14 protein-coding genes, 2 pseudogenes and 1 riboswitch are annotated in these 14,673 nt (G+C 70.8%); of the genes and pseudogenes, 7 read left to right on the top strand and 9 right to left on the bottom strand.

From position 1 onward, the window contains the following. Window positions 1-71: 71 nt before the first annotated feature. Window positions 72-863, bottom strand: a pseudogene (locus tag ACIQGQ_RS24785) (IS5 family transposase); the annotation flags it as partial. An 82-nt stretch (window positions 864-945) separates the two neighbouring features. On the opposite strand from ACIQGQ_RS24785, the gene ACIQGQ_RS24780 reads away from it, so the two are divergent. Beyond that, window positions 946-1,773, top strand: coding sequence for an NAD(P)H-binding protein (locus ACIQGQ_RS24780; protein ID WP_402398945.1), 828 nt, complete (start codon window positions 946-948; stop codon window positions 1,771-1,773). Between the two features lie 586 nt (window positions 1,774-2,359). On the opposite strand, the gene ACIQGQ_RS24775 is transcribed toward ACIQGQ_RS24780, so the two are convergent. Next, window positions 2,360-3,955 carry an AMP-binding protein gene (locus tag ACIQGQ_RS24775; RefSeq protein WP_402398944.1) on the bottom strand — a complete coding sequence of 532 codons (1,596 nt, stop codon included), beginning with the start codon at window positions 3,953-3,955 and terminating at the stop codon, window positions 2,360-2,362. A 253-nt stretch (window positions 3,956-4,208) separates the two neighbouring features. On the opposite strand from ACIQGQ_RS24775, the gene ACIQGQ_RS24770 reads away from it, so the two are divergent. Then, a complete protein-coding gene (locus ACIQGQ_RS24770) occupies window positions 4,209-5,048 on the top strand; it encodes a hypothetical protein (protein ID WP_402398943.1) in 840 nt (279 codons plus the stop codon). Window positions 5,049-5,393: 345 nt separating this feature from the next. After that, entirely contained in the window at window positions 5,394-5,675 is a 282-nt protein-coding gene (locus tag ACIQGQ_RS24765) for a hypothetical protein (protein WP_402398941.1), read from the top strand. Window positions 5,676-5,696: 21 nt separating this feature from the next. Here ACIQGQ_RS24765 and ACIQGQ_RS24760 read toward each other — a convergent pair whose 3' ends face one another. Both ACIQGQ_RS24760 and ACIQGQ_RS24755 read right to left on the bottom strand, forming a co-directional pair. Next, window positions 5,697-6,275 (bottom strand): GNAT family N-acetyltransferase, encoded by a 579-nt coding sequence (locus ACIQGQ_RS24760; RefSeq protein WP_402398939.1) that lies wholly within the window; start codon window positions 6,273-6,275, stop codon window positions 5,697-5,699. A gap of 236 nt (window positions 6,276-6,511) precedes the next feature. Beyond that, entirely contained in the window at window positions 6,512-7,420 is a 909-nt protein-coding gene (locus tag ACIQGQ_RS24755) for a hypothetical protein (protein ID WP_402398937.1), read from the bottom strand. 113 nt (window positions 7,421-7,533) lie between these two features. Here ACIQGQ_RS24755 and ACIQGQ_RS24750 point away from each other — a divergent pair, with 113 nt between their 5' ends. Beyond that, window positions 7,534-8,115 carry a TetR/AcrR family transcriptional regulator gene (locus tag ACIQGQ_RS24750; protein ID WP_402398935.1) on the top strand — a complete coding sequence of 194 codons (582 nt, stop codon included), beginning with the start codon at window positions 7,534-7,536 and terminating at the stop codon, window positions 8,113-8,115. Between the two features lie 168 nt (window positions 8,116-8,283). Here ACIQGQ_RS24750 and ACIQGQ_RS24745 read toward each other — a convergent pair whose 3' ends face one another. Then, window positions 8,284-8,649 (bottom strand): hypothetical protein, encoded by a 366-nt coding sequence (locus ACIQGQ_RS24745; protein WP_402398933.1) that lies wholly within the window; start codon window positions 8,647-8,649, stop codon window positions 8,284-8,286. A 63-nt stretch (window positions 8,650-8,712) separates the two neighbouring features. Next, a complete protein-coding gene (locus tag ACIQGQ_RS24740; protein ID WP_402399185.1) occupies window positions 8,713-9,198 on the bottom strand; it encodes a DUF4265 domain-containing protein in 486 nt (161 codons plus the stop codon). A gap of 54 nt (window positions 9,199-9,252) precedes the next feature. Between ACIQGQ_RS24740 and ACIQGQ_RS24735 the strand changes: the two are divergent. Both ACIQGQ_RS24735 and ACIQGQ_RS24730 read left to right on the top strand, forming a co-directional pair. Further along, a pseudogene (locus tag ACIQGQ_RS24735) lies at window positions 9,253-9,635 on the top strand (hypothetical protein); the annotation flags it as partial. A gap of 150 nt (window positions 9,636-9,785) precedes the next feature. Then, complete coding sequence (locus ACIQGQ_RS24730) at window positions 9,786-9,986, top strand: hypothetical protein (protein ID WP_402398931.1); 201 nt, start codon at window positions 9,786-9,788, stop codon at window positions 9,984-9,986. A gap of 107 nt (window positions 9,987-10,093) precedes the next feature. On the opposite strand, the gene metE is transcribed toward ACIQGQ_RS24730, so the two are convergent. The 3 genes from metE to ACIQGQ_RS24715 all read right to left on the bottom strand — a co-directional run bounded on the left by metE (window position 10,094) and on the right by ACIQGQ_RS24715 (window position 13,925). Continuing rightward, the gene (gene metE, locus ACIQGQ_RS24725; RefSeq protein WP_402398929.1) at window positions 10,094-12,418 is read right to left on the bottom strand and encodes a 5-methyltetrahydropteroyltriglutamate--homocysteine S-methyltransferase; all 2,325 of its coding nucleotides are present in this window, start codon (window positions 12,416-12,418) and stop codon (window positions 10,094-10,096) included. A 182-nt stretch (window positions 12,419-12,600) separates the two neighbouring features. Further along, a riboswitch (cobalamin riboswitch) is annotated at window positions 12,601-12,753 on the bottom strand. A 144-nt stretch (window positions 12,754-12,897) separates the two neighbouring features. Continuing rightward, the gene (locus tag ACIQGQ_RS24720; protein WP_402398927.1) at window positions 12,898-13,101 is read right to left on the bottom strand and encodes a DUF397 domain-containing protein; all 204 of its coding nucleotides are present in this window, start codon (window positions 13,099-13,101) and stop codon (window positions 12,898-12,900) included. Continuing rightward, window positions 13,101-13,925 carry a helix-turn-helix domain-containing protein gene (locus tag ACIQGQ_RS24715; RefSeq protein WP_402399182.1) on the bottom strand — a complete coding sequence of 275 codons (825 nt, stop codon included), beginning with the start codon at window positions 13,923-13,925 and terminating at the stop codon, window positions 13,101-13,103. Before ACIQGQ_RS24715 ends, ACIQGQ_RS24720 begins: the two co-directional genes overlap by 1 nt. 200 nt (window positions 13,926-14,125) lie before the next feature. On the opposite strand from ACIQGQ_RS24715, the gene ACIQGQ_RS24710 reads away from it, so the two are divergent. Beyond that, the gene (locus ACIQGQ_RS24710) at window positions 14,126-14,605 is read left to right on the top strand and encodes an ATP-binding protein (protein ID WP_402398926.1); all 480 of its coding nucleotides are present in this window, start codon (window positions 14,126-14,128) and stop codon (window positions 14,603-14,605) included. Window positions 14,606-14,673 lie beyond the last annotated feature (68 nt).

Genomic DNA, 14,673 nt, shown 5'->3' with positions numbered 1-14,673 from the left:
CCTCCTTGTGCTCGGCGCGAGTTCACGACATGGGATGCCACCTTACGTTGGCCTGGAATCAGTCGCCGCCGGCAGATGACGGCACAACCGAGTCTGATGAAGGCCTGGTGGATGTCGTCGCGGACTCCCAGAGGGTGCGTAGGCGGCGGAACCGGTGCAGTAGTGCGATGGCGCCTTCCACGACCCAGCGGTGTACGCCGAGTCCGGAGCCGTGTTCGGTGCCGCGTCGGGCGATGTGCGGGGTGATCTCGAACCGTCGGACCTGGTCGCGGTAGCTCTCGTGGTCGTAGCCGCGGTCGGCGTAGAGGTGCTTCGGGCGGCGCAGCGGTTGGCCGCGTTTGCCTCGGACCGGCGGGACGGCTCGGATCAGTGGGATCAGCTGGGTCACGTCGTCGCCGGTTGCCGCCGGTCAGCGTGACGGCCAGCGGGATGCCGCGGGCCTCGACGATCACGTGGTGCCTGCTGCCGGTCTTGCCCCGGTCCACCGGAGACGGGCCGGTGGCCGCACCACCTTTCATCGCCCGCAGATGGCTCGAGTCGACCGGCGCCCGGGACAGATCCAGTATGCCGGCCACCCGCAGCTCGGCCAGCAGCCTCTCGTGCAGGCGCCGCCAGACCCCGGCCTCGTTCCACTCCCGCAGTCGCCTCCAGCAGGTCATCCCGGAGCCGAAGCCGAGTTCCTGCGGAAGGTAGCGCCAGGGGATGCCGGTGTAGAGCACGAACAGGATGCCGCACAGAACCCGCCGGTCATCGAGCCGACGACGCCCCGGGTACCGGAAGCGCCGCTCAATCACCGGCAACAGCGGCTCGATACGCCCCCACAGTCCATCGTCAACTTCCCACGGCGAACCCAGAGACCTCATTCTGATTCCAATCCTAAGCGGATGGGCCCTCCGGTACTGTTGGCGAGGACTCTTGACGCCTTCTCGGATGCTGGGGGACAGAATGATTCTTGTGACGGGTGCGACCGGCACCATTGGCCGGCACCTGGTACGGGCGCTTGCGGGGGCGGACGTACCCTTTCGGGCGCTGGTGCGGGATGCCCGCAAGGGCGAGGAGCTGGACTGCGACTTCGTGGTCGGGGACTTCGACGATCCGGTGTCGATGGCGTCCGCCCTGAAGGGAGTTGACCGTCTTCTGCTCAACAGCGGCGGCGCGCTTCCCGTGGAGGGGCAGCAGCCGATGGTCCGGCAGCAGACCGGCGCCATCGACGCGGCGCGGGCTGCCGGGGTTTCGTGGGTGGTGAAGGTGTCGGCGTGGCGACCCGGTCCGGACACGAAGCTGTCCGTACGCGCGCACTGGGAGATCGAGCAGCACCTCAAGGCGTCCGGGCTGCGATGGGCGTCGCTCCAGCCCACCAGCTACATGCAGAATTTCTTCACCGGCGAGGGCGGCTTCACCCACGGCGGTGCCCTGGAAGGTCCGTACGGTGCGGGACGTGTGGCGTACATCGACGCGTACGACATCGCCGCCTGTGCCGCAGCACTGCTGGCAGGCCCGCCCCGAGAAGGCGAGACCTACGCGCTCACCGGGCCGGAGGCGCTGACGCATGAGGAGATAGCCGCCAAACTCGGCGTTCCCTTCCGTGATCTGACGCCTCAACAGGCAGCCGAGGGTCTGCGGGCACGGGGGCTGCCCGGATGGTTCGTGGACGACCTTCTGCGGCTCTACGCGGAGATGGCGGCCGACTCGATGTCCGAGGTGACGCATGCGGTGCGGGAGCTGACCGGGCGCGCGCCGCGTACGTTCGACGAGTTCGTCGACCGCGCGTAGGCCGTGACCGGGGCGGCCCTGTCCGCCCCGCCGCCGCTACGGAATCGCCGACCGGCCCGACTGTGGCGGCAAGCACAGGCCGCAGGCCATGAACGTGGCCACCATCGGCCAGGCGGACGAGGCCGCCGGGACGACGCCCCACTCCGGTGGCCGGCGCCCCGCCGCAGGGAGCAATCAGGACGGTGTCCAACGACGGCGCGGTCTCCCGTGACCTGCGGTCGCCGGTGCATGGGGTGCAGCCTTCGCTCCAGCGGTCGTCCAGGAAGGGCTTGTGCTCATCGAGGGCGGAGGGCCGGTTCTGCCGCTGGCCGGTGAACAGCTCCTCCGGCACCGGACCCGCGCCCCGCTGATTCCGCGGATCCGGCCTGAGCCGGGGACTGCGTCGTCAGGCGCATGCTGAGGTCATGGCCACCAAGGGCGCCATGCGGGGCCTCATGAGGTTCGCCGCCCGCGAGGTCTACAGGCACATCACGGTCCCGAGCCACGTCAACCGGGTGTGCGTCGTGGCCGGTCTGCCGCAACCACGGGCAAACGAACCCGGACGGCGGCCCCTTCGAACTGACGCGGCCGGCACACCCCCGCCGCGTCAGCCGGCCGACGGGGCGGGGGTACCCGTGTCGCGGGACCGAAGGAGCTTCTTGTCGGGCTTGCCCGCGTCGGTCAGCGGCAGGGCGTCCGCGAGATCGATGCGGTCGGGCTCGTACATCGCTCCCCGCCCCTCCCGCACCCAGGCACGGAGTTCCTCCACGGATACGGGAACGCCGGGGGCGGTGACGACGGTGGCGTGGATGCGCTCGTAGCCGCCCTCGCCCTTCACGCCGTAGACGGCGCTCTGCCGAACGGCGGGGTGGGTATGGAGGAAGTCCTCCAACTCGGTGGTGTACACGTGGCCACCGACCACCGCGATCATGTCCTTGATCCGGTCGACCACGGTCAGGTAGCCCTGGCTGTCCAGCAGGCCGAGGTCGCCGGTGTGCACCCATCCGTCCCGCAGGACCTGCGCGGTGAGCTCGGGGTTCTTCCAGTAGCCCTCCATCGTCCCGTCCGCACTGCGCACACAGATCTCCCCGACCTCGCCGGCGGGCAGGGGTGTGCCGTGGTCCGGGTCGCGGATCTCGACCTCGACGCCGGGGACCGGACGTCCCGCGGTGCGCAGGACGTCGAGGCGGTCGGGGTCGTGCTCGGAGGCGGGCAGCACGCTCACCGCTCCCGCCTCGAACTGCCCGTACCCCTGCTGCAGCACACGCCCCAGACGCCGTACCGCCCGGGCGATGCGGGTCGCGGAGGACGGGGTGCCGCCGTAGGTGATCTGCTGGAGGCTGGAGGTGTCGGTGCGCCCGGCGTCGGGGTGGTCGAGGACCTGGTAGAGCAGCGGTGGCAGCAGCATCATGTTCGTGATCCGCTCACGGGCGATCGTGGCCAGTACCTCTCCCGGGTCGAAGGCGTAGTGCAGGAAGACGGTGCCGCCCGCGGAGAGCGTCCCGTCCGCGATGAACCCGGCGGCATGCGACAGCGGAGTGCACACCAGGTCGCGCCTGCCCGTCCCGCTGAACAGTTCCCTGGTCCGCGCGATCCCCTCGTGCATCCTGGCGAAGGTGCTGCGCACCCCCTTGGGATGGCCGGTGGTCCCTCCCGAGTGCCGGATGAAGCACAGATCCTCGGGCCGGGCCGCACTGGTGACCGGAGTGTCCGGCTGCTCGGCGGCGAGAGCGAGAAGGTCCTCACCCAGGCCCTCCGCCCCGTCATTCCCCTGTGGCCCGGGGCCGGGGTCCCCACCGAGCACCAGGACGTGCCGCATCGGTGGAACGGCCTGGACGAGTTCGGCGCCCCGGGCGGCCAGGCGCGGATCGACGATGAACGCGTAGGTGTCCACATCGGCCATCATCAGGGCCTGCACCTCGGCGGAGAGCCGGTTGTAGAGGTGATTGAAGTGCGCACCCAGCAGGTTGACCGCGTACCGCACGGCGATCGTCTCCGGGAGGTTCCCGCACAGCAGCGTGACCGTCCTCCCTGGACCGACCCCACGCTCCCGCAGGGCGCGCGCCAGGCGGTGGACCAGGGAGCGGAACTCGACCGCGGTGAAGGCATGCTCCTCACCCACGACGATCCGCTGCCCCGGCGTGCTGTCGAGTCCGTCGAGGATGATCTCGACGTAGTTGCGGAATTCAGGCGCTGGAGGCACGGAAGGGTCCCTTCTGAAGTACCGACGTGTCCCCGCGCAGGGACACGAACGACCTGTCGCCGCCATGATGCTTCACCGTGTCGCCCGCCGGTCCCCGATCGGCCACCGCACCCTCGACGTCCCGGGCCGCCGCCGCTCCATCGCGCTTGACCTTGACGCGACGGCACGGTTTCTACTGGCGGCATACGCATCGGAGAGATCGCCGCGCCCGTGGGGCTCGCCACCCGGGCGCTGTCACGGAGAGGGGCTGGGGATGAGCGGCCGGTCAAGGGGTGTACGGGCGGCGCGAGTCGCGGTGGCCGCCGTGCTGCCGGGTGAACTGGCCCTGGTGGCCAGCCTGGTGGCCGGGATCCGGCCGCCCGGGTGGGCGCTGGCGGGCGCCGAGGCGCTGGTGCTCGCCGTGCTGCTGCTGGAGACCTGGGTGCTGCGCTCGCTGTACGTCGCCGCGCGCGCCCGTGGCGCGGACCGCAGGGCGGCGCGGCGGGCCGCCGTACAGGAGGCGGTGCCCGTGAAGGTCCGCCGCCTGGTCCTCCACGAGCTGCGCGCCCTCGCCTCCCTGGGGCGGTGGGTCCGGCGCCGTACGCACGGGGTACGCCCCGGGGACCTCGCCGCCGCGTACACCGGACCTCAGACCGCGACGATGTACGGCCTGCTCTTCGTCATGGTGGTCGAGACGGTGGGCCTGGCCCTCCTCATCCCCTGGCCGGTGGTCCACCGGGTGATCCTCGTGCTCGACCTGTACGGCGTCATCCTCGTGCTGGCCCTGCACGCCGCCTGCGTCACCCGGCCGCACGTCGTGCGCCCCGACGGCTCTCTGCGGATCCGCTACGGCGCTCTCTTCGACCTGGCCGTACCACCGGACGCGGTCGCCTCGGTCCGGGTGGACCGGCGCTATCCCGAGGGCCGCCTGATCACCCTCTCCGAGGACGGGGTCCTCGACCTGATCGTGGGCAGCCAGACCACGGTGACCCTGGAGCTGAACCGGCCACTCCCTTTCACCCGCCCGCTCGGCGCGACGGGGGAGGCCCGCGCCATCCGCTTCCACGCCGACGACCCGCGCGCACTGGTCGGCGCACTCCGCCAGCCCGCCTGAGCGCACCGGCCGGTCTTCGCCGCGACGGGGTGCGGTCTATGGTTCGTCGACCGAGGGTTCGGCGTACGGGGGCGGTGTGGGGGAGCTGCGAGGCGGCTACAAGGCGCACTTCTGGTTGGCGATGGTGTGCGCCGGGGCCGGGGCGTTGTGTGTGGGTTCGACGTGGCTGCCCGGTGGGCAGGCACCGCCGAAGTGGCTCGAAGTGGTGCTGCTCCTCGCGGTCTTCCCGGTCTTCGCCGCCGCGCTCGTCCGTAGCCTCATCACCGGAGTCGCCGCGGAACTGAAGGACACCGGCACTTCGGCACATACGTTCTGCTGCTGCCGCACCTCCTCAAGCTCACCTATGTGCTCTTCGGCCTGCTGGCCGTCCTCGGCCTCGTCACCGGATTCGGGGCGGCCGAGGACGCACAGGCGGATGCCTCGGGTTATTACTACACGTACTGGGACAGACCCCAGGAACCGCAGCGCAGCGTCAGGGTGGAGCTCACCGAGTCCGAGTACCACGATGCGGTGACGAGCCAATTCCGGATCTTCGGCTCCGGCGCGGTGCTCTTCTACGCGTACAGCGGCTTCCTCGTCTTCGCCTCCGCGTCGGCAGCGGCCGACCGCGCCCGGTCGGCCGCCTGAACGGCCGGGTGTTTCAGATGCTCAATTCGAAGGAAGGTCCGTTCCGCCGCTTTCATGGCACCACGTCAGCAACTCCACCCGGCGCCCCTTGGCCTCGCGTGTGAGGGGCTCGTCGTCGGTGAGGCGGAAGCCGGTCGCACGAGCGACCGCCTCGCTCGGGAGATTCGCCGGTTCGATGCGCAGGAGCACACGCCTTGCCCCCAGTTCGCGGGAGGCGTGGGAAGCCATCAGCCCGACGGCTCGTGAGGCCAGGCCCTGCCGTCGGTGCCGACTGCCGACGCCGTAGGCGAGTTCGACATCCCGAGCGTCGAGCTCGCAGCGGAAGAGAAGGATCTCGCCGCACGGCTGCCCGCCGTCCGTGGTGATCGCCAGTTGCACATTCCTGCGGCCTTCCCCGGGGCCTCGGCGAGCCTTGGCCAAGTACGCGCGCGCCGCCTCGGAGGTGAACGGCGAGGGGACCGGGGTCCATCGGTCCATCTCGGGATCGTCGTAGAGCTCGACCAGTGCCGACAGGTCGGATTCGGTCCACTCCCTCAGCTGTATTCCGTCTCCGGACAGCCGAAGACTTGGCGGTAAAGCGATCTCGTGGTCTTGGGACATGCGCCTGATTCTGTCCTCTCGAAGATCCGGGGGCCAGGGCAGGAACACTTCCTCGCCCGGTGGTTCGCCTGTCGTCCGACCGGACGGCACGCCGGTCACCGCCGCATGGCGGCGTCCGGTGCGTCGAAGCCCGTGAACCGTCCGGGGCCCATGCGTATCGGACCGTCGGCCAAACCCGTCGACGAGTGCTGTCCATCGCGGTACGCGCGGTGACTGCCGACTCGTGGGGGAGGGGCTCACCCGGCTTCGGGTCCGTCTGTGCCCGCTCGCTCGTAGTCGTACTCCATGCCGATGCCGAGGGTGCTCTGTGTCGGGAGAAGGCCGGCGCCGACGATGTCGAGCACCGGCGGGAGGAGCAGTTCGGCCAGTCGGGCCGTCTTGTCGCTCCCGAGTGCGGCCCAAGGGGCGGCGGCGAGCTCGTCGGTGAGTCTTTCGACGGAGGTACGGACCCGAAAGCCCTTGTCCGTCGCTCTGCCGTCGGCCTCCACCAGGCCGCGGGCGGCGAGGCGTTCGCGGGCCGTCGTCCACTCCTCGTCGGTCCACTGCCTGCTGCTGAACACCTCCTGCGGCGCGGCGCCGACGGCGGTGTGCGAGACGAGGGACTCGGCGGGGCCGAGGCCGTGGGCCTGGAGGGCGGCGATGTGGCCGTCGCCGCGGTGCTCGCGCAGGATGGTGGCGGCCTGCCAGAGCACCATGTGCGGCTCGGCGGGCCAGGGCAGTGCGGCGTTCGCGGCGGCCATGGGCCGGCCCGCCGTGTCCGCCGACTCGGCGGCCCGACGGGCCAGTTCCGCGGCCTCACGCAGCTCCGGCGATCCGATCCGGCCGCCGAGCAGCTTCCGCAGCGCGCGGTCCACCGCGGTGCTCCGGGCCTCCAGGACCTGCCCGGGCGCGGCGGTCGGCCAGGCCGGTGCGATGTGGTGCTCCACCATCCGGGGGCTGAAGCTGTAGAAGAGGGCGTTCGCCAGCTGCGGACCGACCGGACCGAGCGGCGCGGCACGGTAGGCGAAGTAGCTCGGCCAGCGGCCGTCGGTGGCGTAGCCCAGGGCCGCGGCCTCCTCGAACGCCTCCGGCGCGTAGTAGAGCGTGGCATGTACCGGCTCCAGCAGCTGCCACATCTGTCGGACTGTGCTGAGACTGTGCGTCATGTCTCGCTTCCTCCGGTGTCACGGTCGCGCACCCAACAGGGACTTGTCACTGACTAGATTGTGTGGCCACGCCTCATCTTGTCAATGGCAAGATTGCAGATAGCCTGCTCTCCATGGCCGCAACACCGAACTACCACCACGGAGATCTGCGCCGGGCCGTCGTCTCCGCCGCACTGGAGGTGATCCGCAGCGACGGCGTCGCAGCGATCAGCCTCCGCGACCTCGCCCGCCGTGCCGAGGTCTCGCACGCCGCGCCCGCCCATCACTTCAAGGACAAGGCCGGTCTGCTGACCGCGATCGCCACGGAGGGGTTCGAGCTGCTGGCCGACGCCCTGGCGGCGGTGCCGGCCGACACCGGGCACCGGCTGCGCGACATGGGTGTGCGCTATGTGGAGTTCGCCCTCGCCCACCCGGCGCACTTCGAGGTGATGTTCCGGACCCGGCTGCTGCACGGCGACGATCCGGAACTCGTCACCGCCAGGGAGCGCGCCTCCCGCGAACTGTCCTCCGGGGTCGAGGGCCTCCCCGCCGCCCGCCGCGGCCCCGACGCCCGGCGCGCCGGCCTGGCCGCCTGGTCGCTCGCCCACGGCTTCGCCGCACTGCAGCTCAGCGGCAGTCTCCCGGCGCCGGACGACGATCCCGCCCGGACCTTCCGCGCACTCATCGACGCCCACTCCGTCGTGGACCTCCCGTAGCCGACTCCCTGCCCGGATTGCGGGACCGCGTCCGGTCGCTCCAAGGGTCAGGGGCGGCGGGCGTGCGAGACCGCGTCCGGTCGCTCAGGGGCACACGCCCGCGTCGTCCTACGCGGTGCCGCCCACGGTTCAGGACCTGGCAAGGCGCGCCGGGGCGGCGGGCGCGGCTCATGCGTCGAGGTACCGGTGCCTCACCTCGCCGGGCAGGACGAGGACGCGACCGTCACGGACCTGCCACTCGGTCGCACCGTCGATCTCGTGGCTTGCGAGGAACATGCCCCGGACGAGATCGCCGTCGTCGTCGGAGGGCGGAATCCGGGCGATCTCCCTGAGCTGGTCCATGAACCAACTCAGCGCCGATGTGCGGATGTCGGCGCCGTAGAAGACGTAGTGGGTCCAGTTGACCTGCTGCCGGGGCGTGCTCCATCCGTGGGAGTAGTGACCGTCCGCGTGGGACGAGATGATTCCTTCGACGGCTGCGAGTTGTGTCCCGTCGCACTCCAGCCACCCTCTGATCGAGATGTAGACGCCCACGGCACGTCCTCTCCTTCCGTTCCGGCCCGACCGGTCCGCCCGTCCGCGCGTGGCGTACAGGGATCAGGCGCGCCGCCACTCCTCGGTCGCGCAACCGACCTCGTAGTGCCACCACCCGTCCTCCTGGCCCTGGGCGAGGAGCGCCTTGATTCCTCGGAAGTCGGCACCGGCCGGTGCGCTGAAGGCGATCAGGGGGAATTCCTTGCTGAAGACCTCGCCGCCGAGCCCGAGTCCCGAGAGGCGCCGGTGAACGGCCTGGGGGCTGCGGCCCAGCGGGCCGGAAGGAACGGGCAGCACACGGATCGTGCAGCTACCGGAGGTGCTGACCCGTTCCACGGCCCAGTGAAGCCCTTCCGGGTCGGTGCGGAACCGGACGACGTCGCCCTCGGCCACCCCGTTCTGAAGGAAGGGGACGTTCAGGAGGAGGGCCGTGTCGGCGTCGAGCCTCGTGGCCCACAGGCCCTCGGTGTCCTGCGGGAGCCAGCCCTCGCGAGGAACGAAGCGGAACCAGATCTTGATCTTCTCGGCCGTGCTCTCCATGCCGGGCATCATGCTCCCTCCGCCGAAGGCGCACCACACCGGGCCGGGGGTGCGAACGCGGCGGTCAACCACTGTGCGGGCGACGGGGACAATCCGCGCCGGGTCATGGAGGACACGGCCACCGGATCCCTGACCCGCAATGTCGCCTCCGCCACCGGCGACCTCGCCGCCACCACCGGCAAGACCGGCGACACGGTCCTGCAACTCACCACCATCCACGGGGGCATCGCCCTCCAGCTCCCGCCTGGACGCGGGCAAGGCGCCGGTCGCCCTGGACTCGGACGAGTACGGCAACCCGCGCAACCGGCCAGGAGGCCACCCGCTACAACTGGCTCGGTGCCAAGCAGAGCTCCACCGAGACCGTCACCGGTCTCACTCTCATGAGCGTCCGCCTTCACAACCCCGCCACCGGACGCCTCCTCCCGTTGGACCCGGTCCACGGCGGTAAGGGAGGCGGTAGGCCCGTCCGGAAGAATGCCGGCAGGGCCGGGGCGAGCCCGGACACCGCTCGACGAGGCCCTGCCGGCCCCCTCTTGAACCCCTTGTCCCCGAATCCCGAATCTTCGTAGAACTCTCCACAGGAAAGGCCGAGCATCATGAGTACGGCACAGTCGGTGCTTCTCTGGACCCAGAGCGCTCTGGGGCTCGACAGTCTCCTTCTCGCTCTGTTCCTGCCCAAGGTGAAGGCGGACGGAGCGGTGCGGAATCCCAGGACCGTTTACCTCCTCTGCCTTGTGCCCTGGTTGTTCCTGCTCGTCCTGTGCGTCTACTTCCGGACGCTCTTCGACGCGTGGTAGCGGGCACCGCCGGTGCGGTGCGACGCGCTTGCCGTCCGGATTCTCCGACGGGGTGACGGGCCGGGAGCGCCGGAGCGCTCCCGGCCCGGTGGCCGGTGCGGCGGGGCTCAGGACCCGTTCGCGGCCAGTTCCTCGCGTACGGTGCGGGCGGCGGCGACCAGGTTCTCCAGGGACGCCTTCGTCTCGGGCCAGCCGCGGGTCTTCAGGCCGCAGTCGGGGTTGACCCAGAGCCGTTCGGCCGGAATCGCTTCGAGCCCGGCGCGCAGCAGCCCGGCCGCCTCCGTGACGCTCGGGACGCGGGGCGAGTGGATGTCGTACACCCCGGGTCCGGCCTCGCGCGGGTAGCCGTGGGCGGCGAGTTCGCGGGCGACCTGCATGTGTGAGCGGGCTGCCTCCAGGCTGATGACGTCGGCGTCGAGGTCGTCGATGGCCCGCACGATGTCACCGAACTCGGCGTAGCACATGTGCGTGTGGATCTGGGTGTCCGGCCGCACCCCGCTGGTGCTGAGCCGGAACGCCTCCGTCGCCCAGGCGAGGTAGCCGGGCCGGTCGGCGGCGCGCAGCGGCAGCGTCTCGCGCAGCGCGGGTTCGTCGACCTGGATGACGGACGTCCCGTTCGCCTCCAGGTCCGCCACCTCGTCGCGCAGGGCGAGCGCGACCTGCCGGGCCGTCTCGCCGAGCGGCTGGTCGTCGCGGACGAACGACCAGGCCAGCATGGTGACCGGCCCCGTCAGCATGCCCTTGACGGGGCGGTCCGAGAGCGACTGCGCGTACGAGGTCCAGCGCACCGTCATCGGCTCCGGGCGGGAGATGTCCCCGGCCAGGATCGGCGGACGCACGTACCGGGTGCCGTACGACTGGACCCAGCCGTACTGCGTCGCCAGGTAGCCGGTGAGCCGCTCGGCGAAGTACTGCACCATGTCGTTGCGCTCGGCCTCGCCGTGTACCAGGACGTCCAGACCGGTCTTCTCCTGGAAGGAGACGACCTCCCGGATCTCGTTCCTGATCCGCTCCTCGTACCCCGCCTCGTCGATGCGCCCCGCGCGCAGGTCGGCGCGGGCCGTGCGGAGCTCGGTGGTCTGCGGGAACGAGCCGATGGTGGTGGTCGGCAGCAGCGGCAGGCGCAGGTGGGCGTGCTGGGCGGCGGCCCGCTCGGGGTACGGCTGGGAGCGGTGGGTGTCCGCCTCGGTGACGGCGGCGGCGCGGGCCCGGACCGCCGGGTCGCGGGTCAGGGACGAACCGGCACGGGACGACAACGCCGCCCGGTTCACCGCGAGTTCGGCGGCGATCGCGTCCGTTCCCCGGGTGATCCCCTTGGCGAGGGTGGCGATCTCGGCGGTCTTCTGCCGGGCGAAGGCGAGCCAGCGGGTGATCTGCGGATCGAGGTCCCGCTCGGCGGTCACGGTCAGCGGGACGTGCAGCAGGGAGCAGGAGGCGGCCACGTCGACCCGGTCGGCGAGGCCGAGCAGGGTGCCGAGCGTGGAGAGCGACTTCTCCAGGTCGTCGGCCCAGATGTTGCGGCCGTTGACCACCCCGGCCACCAGCCGCTTCCCGGGCAGCCCGCCGACGGCGGCCAGGGCGTCCAGGTTGGCGGCGGCCGCCTCGGTGAAGTCGAGGGCGAGCCCGTCGACGGGGGCCTTCGCGAGCACCGGCAGCGCCTCGCCGAGCCGGTCGAAGTACGAGGCCACCAGCAGCTTCGGCCGGTCGGTGAGGGCGCCCAGGTCGCGGTAGGCGCGGGCCGCCGCGTTCAGCTCGGCCGGGGTGCGGTCCTGGACTAGGGCGGGTTCGTCGAGCTGCACCCACTCCGCGCCCGCCGCGCGCAGGTCGGCGAGGACCTCGGCGTACACCGGCAGCAGCCGGTCCAGCAGGGTGAGCGGGTCGAAGCCGCCGGCCACCCCGGGCGCGGGCTTGGCGAGGAGGAGGTAGGTGACCGGGCCGACCAGGACGGGCCGGGGCGTCAGCCCGAGGGCCAGTGCCTCGCGGAACTCGCAGACCTGCTTGGTGGAGTCGGCGGAGAAGACGGTGTTCGGCCCGAGCTCGGGCACCAGGTAGTGGTAGTTCGTGTCGAACCACTTGGTCATCTCCAGCGGCGCCACGTCCTGGGTTCCCCGCGCCATCGCGAAGTAGCCGTCCAGGGCGTCGGCGGCGACGGCCGTGCGGTGCCGGTCGGGGACCGCGCCGACCATGACGCTGGTGTCCAGCACGTGGTCGTAGTACGAGAAGTCGCCGGTGGGCACTTCGTGGATGCCGGCCTCGGTCAGCTCCCGCCAGTTGGCGCGGCGCAGGCCGGCGGCGATGGCACGGAGCGCGTCGGCGGTGACGCGGCCCTTCCAGTAACCCTCGATCGCCTTCTTCAGTTCACGGTTCTGCCCCTGACGGGGGTAGCCGTACACGGTCGCCCGTGCTGCCGCGGCTGCGGTCCTGCCGGTCACGGAGATCTCCTTCGAGAGACGTATCCCTGGGATCCCGAGGACCCGCGCGGCACGAAGGAGTGGCATGTCCCGCGGTGCGGCCTCGCGCCACAGGGCACGGCCGTCCGCCGGATATGTACGCCGACCCGCCCACGAGGTCACCGGGATGTCCGCGCACGCGTCGTACGCGCGCGGGCAGTGGCAGGTCTTCGGACTCGCGGGCTCGCCCGCCCAAAGGCGGACACCTACTGGCCGTCGCTTCCCAGGACCCTGTCTCGGGCCCCAGTGCGTATGACGGCGGTCGTTCCCACTCACCGCTGCGGGGCAGTCCCGGATTCCCACCGGGTTCCCTCTTACGACTCCCCGCCTGGCGGACGGGGCGAACCAGCTGCACGGCCCACCCTACGACCCCGCCCGCACCGGCCGCCACAACACAACGACGCCCCGCACCCGACGGGAGGCCGGATGCGGGGCGCGGGTGCGTTCGTCGCGCGCGTACGTCAGTGGTGGGTGGCGTAGGAGACGAAGGCGGTCCACTGCTGGGGCCCGAAGGCGAGCCGGGGGCCGTGGGTCTGCTTGGAGTCGCGTACGTGGACGGTCTCGGGGACGACGGCTACCTCCACGCAGTCCGGGCCGTCATTGGTGCTGTAGCTGCTCTTGAACCACTCCAGCACGGAACTGTTCGCTGTCGAGGGGTTGGTCATTACATCTCTCCCAGCACTTTCTTGATGAAGGCCAGCGACTCACGCGGGGTGAGGGCCTGGGCCCGGATGATGCCACAGCGGATCTCGAAGAGTTGGATCTCTTTGGGGTGTGAGAACAGTCGATTGATGAGATGGGCCTCGCTGTGTCCAACGGTCTCCCCGTTGTCCAGCCGCAGTAGCTTGAACGCCCCTGCGAGACCTGTGTGATCCTCGCGATTCGTGGGCATTACCTGGATCTCCACGTCTCGCCGCTGGCCGAACTCCAGCAGATGTTCGAGCTGCTTCCGCATCACCATTCTGCCCCCGAGGGGGCGCTGGAGCGTCACCTCTTCCATGATGAAGGTGAAGACCCGGGCGGGCTGTTGGTGGAAGATCTCCTGGCGTGCCATCCGCGCGGCGACGAGCCGCTCGATCTCCTCCTCGCTGAAGGCCGGGCGCCGCATCCCGTACAGCGCCTTGGCGTACTCCTGGGTCTGGAGCAGCCCGTTGACGACGGAGTTGTCGTAGGCGCAGATCTCGATCGCCTGGTCCTCCAGCTTCGCCAGATCCCGCACCTTCTTCGGGAACCGCGCCTCCTCGGCCTCCTTGCACAGGGCGGCGATCATGCCGCCCGCCCCGAGCACCTCGTCCGCCCGCTCCAGGAACGCCGCGCTCGGGGCGCGCCGTCCCCGTTCCACCGAGGAGACCTGTTCCTCGCTGTAGCCGATGGCCGCCCCCAGCTCGGCCTGGGTCATGTTCAGCCGGTCGCGCCAGCGCTTGACGGTCCGGCCGATCATCCGCAGGACGAGCGTCGACTCCTCGTCGACGGCGTCGTGCGGCTCCATTCCGTCACCGGCCTGTACCGAATGCCCCGTCAGACTCACGTTCGCACACCTCCACATCCGATCCGTGCATGCTCAACTCCTCGCTGGGGAAACGGGTAACGCCACACAGCCCGGACAGACCCGGACAAGACCCGGACAGTCACGCCCTGTACGGGTGTCGCTACTGGTCACCGTAGATCCGGGTGGACACGCTGAGTGACATGAATCGCGAAACCTCCCCCACTCCGGAGCCCCGCCCCGCCTCCGGACAACACCGCGCCCCCGCCCGCCACTTCGGCATCCTGCTCTCGGCCACCCCGCGTGGTGCCCGGCTCGCCCGCCGTCTCGCGGCCGAGGAGATCCACCGCTGGGGCTGGCCGCACGGGAGCGAGGCGAACCGGACGGCGCAACTGCTGGTGGCCGAGCTCGCCTCCAACGCCGTACGGCACGGACGGGTGCCCGGCCGGGACTTCCGGCTGCGGCTCACCCTCCAGGGAGGGGAACCGGAACTGCTCGTCGAGGTGACGGACGCGAGCCCCGACCGGACCCCGCCCGCCCCCGGCACGGTCCGGGCGTCCTCCGCCGGTCTCGACACGAGCGGCCGGGGGCTGCTCCTGGTCGAGGCCCTGTCGCGGCGGTGGGGGACCACCGGTGGTGATCCGTACACCAAGACCGTGTGGTGCGAGGTCGCGCTGGCCTGACCCCGCATTCGGCGATCGGGGGGTTCCTTCCCGCTCGATAGACTCGCCGGACTCAGGGTCTCCTGTGC

The organism is Streptomyces sp. NPDC092952 (genome assembly GCF_044754785.1).
GTDB lineage: Bacteria > Actinomycetota > Actinomycetes > Streptomycetales > Streptomycetaceae > Streptomyces.
This window is presented reverse-complemented; position numbering and strand designations above follow the sequence as displayed.